Annotated in this window: 1 protein-coding gene and 1 pseudogene; both read right to left on the bottom strand. The window is 75.3% G+C overall.

All coding sequences use genetic code 11. The features are described 5' to 3' along the window. Window positions 1–260: pseudogene (locus IY392_RS15485) on the bottom strand (glycosyltransferase family 2 protein); the annotation flags it as partial. Beyond that, window positions 257–1,318 carry a glycosyltransferase gene (locus IY392_RS15480; RefSeq protein WP_107757686.1) on the bottom strand — a complete coding sequence of 354 codons (1,062 nt, stop codon included), beginning with the start codon at window positions 1,316–1,318 and terminating at the stop codon, window positions 257–259. The gene IY392_RS15480 and the pseudogene IY392_RS15485, both read right to left, overlap by 4 nt. Window positions 1,319–1,434: the final 116 nt, after the last annotated feature.

The following is a 1,434-nucleotide window of genomic DNA, read 5'->3' as shown; positions in this document are numbered from 1 at the left end:
GCCCGGTCCCCGCCCGCGTTGCGGCAGCGGGCAACCGGCAGGTCCGGCCCCGCCGGGACCTCCAGTGGGTCCGCGCCGTCCGCGAGGAGCTCGGCGGCCAGGTCGTCGCCACCGGGGCGCTCCGGAAGAACCACCACGTGACGGGCACCGGGCAGGTGCTCGTCGAGCGCGCGCCGCTGCGACCACAGGTGATCGGCCCGCGTGGGGGTACACACGGTCACCACGGCGACCGATGACGGGGTGGGATCGCGGCGTGTCATCGGGCACCGACCATCGAGTCCGCCGCGACCGTCTCCAGCACCGCGGCCAACCGCCCTGCCGCGCCGTCGATCTCCCAGGCCTCGCGCAGCCCGGAACCCGCCCCGGGCGTCGACCGGGAGCGTTCGAGGGTCCGCCGCACCGCGCGGACGAGGTGCGCGACGGTGGAGTCACGACCGACCACGGCGCCGTGGCCGAGCCCGTCGAGCTTCCCCGCGGTGTCGTCCTGCTCGCCGAAGGGCCGCTCCTCGGGGACCGCGACGACGTGGGCGTCGGCGGCCGCGAGGTCGGCCACCGAACTCTGACCGGCCGCGCTGATGACCACGTCGGCGCGGCACAGTTCGCCCCACGGATCAGACACCCAGCGACCACCGGGTCCCCCGAGCTCCACCCACTCCACACCATCGAGCTCGTCGCGGACCGCATCCCACCTCCGGTCGCGACCGGATCCCCCGCTTCCCCGCAGGTGCAGCACCCGAGGGCGGCCGTGTCCTCCGTCGGCCTGTTCGGGGTGGCGGCCGGCGAACCGCGACACCCCGCCCACCGGGATCAGCGGTTCGGTCGCCCCGGCGGGGACGGGAGCACCGGCTGAGCGAGGCCACCCGGCGACCAGGGCCGAGCACACCCCGTGCGCGAGGGTGTGGGGGACGTCGTCGCGCCGTCCGGGGAGAACGGTGGAGACGACGGGGGTGCCCGTCAGCCGCGTGGCGAGCGTGACCTCGACGGAGATGTCCGTCCACATCACGGTGGGCCGGTGGGTGTCGATCCATCCGGTCAGCATCGCCGTCCGTCGTCTCAGGCCCGGCTGCCCCAGCGGGGCCCAGTGCAACCGGCCGCCGGCGGTCGGCTCGAGGACCGGCCGGTCGGGCTCCGCCACCGCACCCGGCCCGTCGTGATCCAGTGGCAGGGGGAGCACCCGGATGCGAGAGGGATCCGGGTTCGTCGCGGCTTCGACGTTCGCCGAGGTCAGGATGGTGACCTCGTCGTCCACATCGGCGGCGACCGCGAACGCGCGCTGGAGGTGGCCACTGCCGTGATGGTGGGCGTACATCCCGATCATCCGGCCACCCCGACCGGGAGCGCCCTCAACCGCGCCTCGACCCGGTCGATCCGCCGCTCGTGGGAGAACGCGGCGGCGGCAGCGCGGGCGGTGGCCGCGCGGTCGAAGGTCAGGGC

Source organism: Dietzia sp. SYD-A1 (genome assembly GCF_015356725.1).
Taxonomy (GTDB): domain Bacteria; phylum Actinomycetota; class Actinomycetes; order Mycobacteriales; family Mycobacteriaceae; genus Dietzia.
Note: the sequence above shows the minus strand (reverse complement) of the source record. Positions and strands in the feature narration are given on the sequence as shown.

Coding starts and splice junctions, on each gene's coding strand:
- IY392_RS15480 (WP_107757686.1), bottom strand. CDS start 1,318: ATGATCGGGATGTACGCCCACCATCACGGCAGTGGCCACCTCCAGCGC.